General features: G+C 70.6%; 6 protein-coding genes and 1 pseudogene. 2 read left to right on the plus strand and 5 right to left on the minus strand.

The annotated features are described in order from the left end of the window. The first annotated feature begins 122 nt into the window (after nt 1-122). On the plus strand, nt 123-719 hold the full coding sequence (locus tag D7Y11_RS41020; RefSeq protein WP_120581136.1) for a hypothetical protein: 597 nt from the start codon (nt 123-125) through the stop codon (nt 717-719). A gap of 57 nt (nt 720-776) precedes the next feature. On the opposite strand, the gene D7Y11_RS41025 is transcribed toward D7Y11_RS41020, so the two are convergent. Then, nucleotides 777-1,802, minus strand: a complete 1,026-nt coding sequence (locus D7Y11_RS41025; protein ID WP_126936397.1) for a PEGA domain-containing protein — start codon at nt 1,800-1,802, stop codon at nt 777-779. 83 nt (nt 1,803-1,885) lie between these two features. Between D7Y11_RS41025 and D7Y11_RS41030 the strand changes: the two genes are divergently transcribed. Beyond that, nucleotides 1,886-2,413 (plus strand): hypothetical protein, encoded by a 528-nt coding sequence (locus D7Y11_RS41030; protein WP_120581134.1) that lies wholly within the window; start codon nt 1,886-1,888, stop codon nt 2,411-2,413. 103 nt (nt 2,414-2,516) lie between these two features. Here D7Y11_RS41030 and D7Y11_RS41035 read toward each other — a convergent pair whose 3' ends face one another. The 4 genes and pseudogenes from D7Y11_RS41035 to D7Y11_RS41050 all read right to left on the minus strand — a co-directional run. Continuing rightward, a complete protein-coding gene (locus D7Y11_RS41035) occupies nt 2,517-4,043 on the minus strand; it encodes a cellulose synthase family protein (protein ID WP_120581133.1) in 1,527 nt (508 codons plus the stop codon). A 317-nt stretch (nt 4,044-4,360) separates the two neighbouring features. Then, entirely contained in the window at nt 4,361-5,338 is a 978-nt protein-coding gene (locus D7Y11_RS41040; RefSeq protein ID WP_126936399.1) for a D-alanine--D-alanine ligase, read from the minus strand. 305 nt (nt 5,339-5,643) lie between these two features. Next, nucleotides 5,644-5,937, minus strand: coding sequence for a hypothetical protein (locus D7Y11_RS41045; RefSeq protein ID WP_126936398.1), 294 nt, complete (start codon nt 5,935-5,937; stop codon nt 5,644-5,646). A 2-nt stretch (nt 5,938-5,939) separates the two neighbouring features. Beyond that, nucleotides 5,940-6,212: pseudogene (locus tag D7Y11_RS41050) on the minus strand (PEGA domain-containing protein); the annotation flags it as partial.

Raw genomic sequence — 6,212 nt, forward strand, 5'->3', positions numbered from 1 at the left:
GGAGGTGTCGCCGCGGCCACGGGGCCCGCGGCCAACGCGCACAGCAGCCACCATCCGGGGAGGGTCCGCATGGGGGGCATGCTAATTGACCCCGTCCAGGGCCGCTCGCTACAAGCCTCCGGGTGCGCCACTCGCGAACGTTGACCCTCTCCGCCGCCGCGCTGAGCCTCCTGGCCTGCGCGAAGCAGGTTCCCCCGTCCACCGCCGCCGCGCCGCCCGAACCGCGCTCGGTCCAGCTGCTGACCGCCACGCCGGAGCGCGAGACGGCCCGCCTGGAGCAGCGACGCGAGGACGTGGAGGTGGACACCCGCGAGGGCGAGCGCACGCCGCGCGTCGTCGCCACCGGCGAGACGCCGCAGCTGCTGCTGGACGGTGCCAAGGCGACCCTGTGTGGGGACGCGGCCTGCAAGCAGGGCTTCGCCGTGGACAACTTCCTCCTGCTGGAGGTGCTGGACACGAAGGGGAAGGTGTCGCGCCGCGCGGCCGTGGGCTTCGCGGACAGCGTCTTCATCGGCAACGAGCAGGTGGACAACGTGGGCCGCCGCGCCTTCAGCTTCGAGGCCAACGAAGTGGACCTCAGCGGCCTGCTGCCGGAGTCCGAGCCCTTCCGCCTCCGCGCCACCGCGCTGGACTACTGGGGCGTGGGCCGCGTGACGAACGTCTTCCTGCGGCTGGAACCCGGCGCGGGCCGCGCCGAGGACGACCTGCGGGGCCACTGAGCGGCCCCGAAGCTCCGCGCAAGCAGGGGCGGACGTGGACGTCCGCCCCGCGCGTCGTCAGAAGCGCACGCCGTTCGCGGGCATCGCCGGGCGCAGGCCCTGGAACCCGATGGCACCGTCACACGCCCCGCCGCACACTTCGTTCGGGGTGAGCTCCGCGGGGCCCCGGGTCACCGCGTAGGCGCCAGCGCCCGCCGCGGCGGCGGCCACCACGCCCACGCCCACCCAGACGTACCACTTCTGGTACCAGGACTTGCTGGTGCTCTCCTTCACCTCCGGCGGCTGCTCGGTGCCCAGCGCCAGACCCGGCTGGTCCACCGGCGGCTCCGCGGGCTTCGAGGGCTCCAGCACCGTCGAGCGCGGCGCATCGTCCGCCTGAGCCACCGCCGTCGGGACATCCGAGGAGGGACGCAGCCGCCCCTCCACGACATAGAGCTGGCCGGCGCGCACGGTGATGTTCTTCACGTCCTTGAGCCCCGGCGCGCGGAACTCGATGACGTGCGGCCCCTGCGACAGGGGGTAGTTCTCCATGTTGGTGGTGCCCACGCGCGTCCCGTCCACGTACACCCCCACGCGGGGCACGTCCGCGCGCAGGGTGGCGAAGCCCGTGGCCGCGTCCAGCGAGATGATCAGCTCCGTGGTCAGCCCCGGCGCCAGCGTCACCTGCTGGTTGAATTCCGAATAGTTCTGACGGCGGGCGATGACGGTGTGCTCCCCCGGCGTCAGCTCCAGCGGCGTCTGAGGGTTCACCTCCTCGCCGTCCACCATCACCTTCGCGCCGCGCGCGTTGCTGCCCAGCTTGAGCGCGAGCGTGGCCTTCGCGGGGACCGGGGCCTCGACGGTGGCCGTGGCGGCGTTCTTGCCCGTCTTGCCCTTGCGCGCGCCCAGCTTCTCCTTCTTGGGCGGCGTCTTGCGCTTGGCCGTCGGCTTCGGCGGCTTCGCGGGCTTGGCCTTGGTGCCCTTGGGCTTCGTGGGCTTCGTCTCCGAGGGGCCCAGGAGATCATCAATGTCCTGGGCGAACGCCGCGGACGGCAGGGCCAGGGTGGCGACGAGCGACAGGATGGCGAAGCGGCGAAGACTCATGTCGGGCCGAAGGTTAGAGAGTCATCCCAGGGGAAGCAAACACCGTCCCACCGGGACGTCCGTTGGGAGAATATCCGCGCCCCATGCACCGCGCCCTCGTCACCCTCCCCCTTGGCCTCTGTGTCCTCTCGCTCGCGGCCTGTCCGGGCAAGGCCCCACCCCGGGTGGAGACCCACGCCGCCTCCGTGCCACCTCCCATCCACGTGCCGCCCGGCTGTGAGAAGGACCTGTCCGGCGACTACCACCACGCGCAGAACCCGGCCTTCCGCTACCTGGGCCAGGACGACGGCCGCACCCTTTCACTCGCGGTGGTGCGCGCGTGGGCGGACGGCGGCGTGGAGTCCCCGGACGCGGGCTCCGTGGGAATCGTCCTCACCCGAACACCCGAGGGCTTCGTGGGCGAGACGCGCGCCACCGGCTTCAGCGCCTCCGGGACGCCCTGCCCCGTCGCCTTCCCCACGGAGGCCGTGGCCTGCACCAACGCCGGCCTCACGCTGAGGGCCGCGTCCAGCACCGCCATCGACGAGGGCTGCCGTCCCGCGACCTCCGGCCCCGCGCCCGTGCGCCAGGAACAGGTGCTGCTGCGAGGCGCGCCCGACGCGGGCCTGTAGTCCCCCCGAGCCACAGGCAGGAAAGCACCGCGCCGCCCTCCCCGCCTGGAGTCCAGGAGGGAAGCGGCGGCGCGAGGTGAACAGCGGAAGCGGTGTGAACGGCTCAGGCCGCCTGACGCGGCTGCTCCTCGGAGGACGTCACCGCGGGGGCGGCGTCCGGCACCTTCGTCCGGCGGCCCGCCAGACCCTGCATCAGGCTGGACATGCCCACGTAGAGGAAGCCCGCCAGGAACAGGATGATGAAGGGCACCGACGTGTAGATGCGCGAGTCGATGGCGAACCACAGCGCCCCGGTGAAGTACGCGGCGAAGAGCAGCTCCACCACCGGCATCAGCGTCTTGCTGCCCCGGTAGCTCTTCTTCACGGCCTTGACGTTCTTGCCCTCGGCGCCCGTCTTCGGCGTGCGCGCGAACCCCGACTGCTGGTTGAGCAGCGCCTCGCCCACGGCCTTCGCGTTGTTGATGGCCAGGCCAATGCCCAGGCTCATCAGGAAGGGCAGGTACTTGAAGCGCTCCCAGCCCTTCACGCCGCGCTCGCGCTGGGCGGCCACGTAGAAGACGCAGACGCTGGCCGTCGCGGTGATGAAGAACGGCAGGTCCAGGAACAGCGTGCCGTACAGGCCGTGCTGGAAGCGCACCACCATGCTGATGGGCATCAGCACGGACAGGAGCACCATCAACAGGTAGGCCATGTTGTTGGTGAGGTGGAAGAAGGCCTCGCGCTTCACCAGGAGCGGCAGGTCGCTCTTGAGGATGGTGGGCAGCAGCTTCTTCGCCGTCTGGATGGAGCCCTTGGCCCAGCGGTGCTGCTGGCTCTTGAAGGCGTTCATGTCCACCGGCACCTCCGCGGGGGAGATGACCTCCGGCAGGAAGATGAACTGCCAGCCCTTCAGCTGGGCGCGGTAGGACAGGTCCAGGTCTTCCGTGAGCGTGTCGTGCTGCCAGCCGCCCGCGTCGCCAATGGTCGTGCGGCGCCAGATGCCCGCGGTGCCGTTGAAGTTGAAGAAGCAGCCGGCGCGGTTGCGCGCGGTGTGCTCGATGATGAAGTGCCCGTCCAGGAAGATGCTCTGCGCCTGCGTGAGGATGGAGAACTCACGGTTCAGGTGACCCCAGCGCACCTGCACCATGCCCACCTTCGCGTCCGCGAAGAAGGGCACCGTGCGCATCAGGAAGTCGGGGCTGGGGACGAAATCCGCGTCGAACACCGCCACGTACTCGCCCGAGGCCAGCTTGAGGCCGTTCTCCAGCGCGCCCGCCTTGAAGCCCTGGCGGTTGACGCGGTGGATGTAGACGATGTCGTGGCCCTTCTGCCGGTGGCGCTCCACGCACGCGCGCGCGATGCCGCACGTCTCGTCCGTGGAGTCGTCCAGCAGCTGAATCTCCAGCAGCTCGCGCGGGTAGTCGATGCGACACACCGACTCCACCAGGCGCTCCACCACGTACATCTCGTTGAAGATGGGCAGCTGGATGGTGACCTTGGGCAGCGCCTTCAGCGTGCCGTTGGGCGTCGGCAGCTTGAACTTGTGGCGGTAATACAAAAACGCCATGCGGTAGCGGTGGGAGCCGTAGACTCCCAGCACGCTCAGCAAGCTGAAGTAGACTGCCAGGAAGATGATCTCAACGGTGGTCATCGGTGACGCTCAGCCCCTCCCGCTGGCACTGGCGCCAGCGGTCCAACCAGACGTGGCGGCATGCCGACCGACCGCTCACGCTGACCGCCGCCTGTGGGTCTGCTGAGCCCCGCCCCGTATGTGCCCGTAAAGACTGGGCTTTGACCTTCCGGCTACTGATCGCCGGCGGACAATAGGGAGCCACCCGGGTCGTGTCAAACTATTCCCCGGATTCGAGAGGCTTTGAACGGCGGTTTTGACGCAGGTTGTCACCCTCTGCTTCCCTGCGTCGGGGCGATGCCGAGACGACGTCCCAGGTGCTCCGCGCGCCAGAGGACCTAGCGCGCGACGCGCAGGGGCACGGGAGCGGTGGGCGCGAGGGGCGCGGCCTCGGTGACATGGGGCTCGTCGCGGGTGGCGCGGTCCAGCACGCCTTGCACCAGCGAGGGGAAGTCCAGGCCGGCGCGGGCGGCGATCTTCGGCAGGAGGCTGACGGGCGTGAAGCCCGGCAGGGTGTTCACCTCCAGCACCACGTCGTTCTCCGTGTCGGAACACATCAGGTCCACGCGGCCGTAGCCCCGGCAGCCCAGGGCGCGGTACGCGGCGAGCGCGAGCGACTCCACGTTGACGCGACGGGTGTCGGACAGGCGGGGCGGGAGGAAGTACTGGGCGCCGCCGCCCTTGTACTTGGCCTCGTAGTCGAAGCCCTCGCGCGGGTAGGACACCTCGCAGCTGCCCAGCACGCTGTCGCCGAGGATGCCCACCGTCACCTCCTGGCCCTGGACGAAGCGCTCCACCAGGGCCTCACCGCCGAAGCGGCACGCCTGGACCACCGCGGGTACCAGCGCCCCGGCGTCGTGCACCACGGACAGGCCCACGGACGAGCCGCCCTTGGCGGGCTTCACCACGCAGGGGAAGCCGCTGTCGCCGTGCAGCTCCAGCGCGCGCTCCGCGTCCTCGCGGGCCACCCGGTAGCCCATGGGCGAGGCCAGGCTGTGCAGTTGGAAGAGCTTCTTCGCCATGGGCTTGTCCATGGCCAGCGCGGAGGCCAGCACGCCGGAGCCGGTGTACGGAATCTCCAGCAGCTCCAGCAGGCCCTGCACGCGGCCGTCCTCGCCCATGCGGCCGTGCAGCGCGAGGAAGGCCACGTCGATGTCCGCCGCGCGCAGCGCCCGGTCCAGGCCCGGGCCCGCGAAGACGCGGGTGACGGTGTGCCCCAGGGTCTCCAGGGCCGCCACCACGGCCTCCCCCGTCTTGAGCGAAATCTCCCGCTCCTCGCCCCACCCGCCCATCAGCACTCCCACGCGCTTGCCCATGTCGATGATGCCTCCTTGGGCCTGCGTGAGAGCACGGATGATGCCACGCACCGGAAGTGCTTCCCGGCGCGGACGTCGCGTTCAAGTCGCTGGAATGACAGGGGTTTCGCGGTGGCGCCGAGCGGCAGGCAGCCGTGTCCGGCGGGACACGGCGCGGCCCGGTGGCCACGTGCGGGAGTGTTTACAGGGCACCGCGCCCTGGGACCCTGGAGACAGGGACGCAAGGCGCGGCGGAACAACGGCATCAGGGCCCCGTCACCGGCGCCGTGACTGGCGACCGGTGACGCCGGGCCCGGCGCGGGACTTCAGCCCCCGTCGCGGACGCCGCCGTCGGTCAGCAGACCGCCATCCGTGAGGCCGGCGTCCGTGCCGTCACCGGCGTCGGTGGTGCCGGCGTCACTGGTGCCGGCGTCGGTCGTGCCGGCGTCGGTGGGGGTGCCGTCCTCGGAGGTGCAGACCTCGTTGCGGCAGACGTAGCCCTCCAGGCACTGACCGCGGTCGCAGGGCTGCCCTTCGGGGTCGAAGCTGACGAGCAGGCTGCAGGCGGACAGGCCCAGGGCGAGGGCCGAGGGAACGATGAGCGATGAAAGGCGGCGCATGGCTAGTAGTTCCGGAGATCGTCTTCGTCGAGCTTGGGGCGCTTCTTCTCTTCCTCGCGCTTGCGCCGGGCCTCTTCGTCCGCCTTGCGCTTCGCCTCTTCGTCCGCCTTGCGCTTCGCCTCTTCGTCCTTCTTGCGCTGCTCCTCCTCGTCCTTCTTGCGCTGTTCCTCCTCGCGCTTGAGGCGGGCCTCCTCCGCGCGCTGGCGCTTCGCCTCGGCCTCACGCTCCTTGCGCGTCAGCTTCTTCGCGGGCGGCGCGGGCGGCGGCGGCGGGGG

Origin of the sequence: Corallococcus sp. AB018, from assembly GCF_003986945.1 — a bacterium.
Classification (GTDB): Bacteria; Myxococcota; Myxococcia; order Myxococcales; family Myxococcaceae; genus Corallococcus; species Corallococcus exiguus.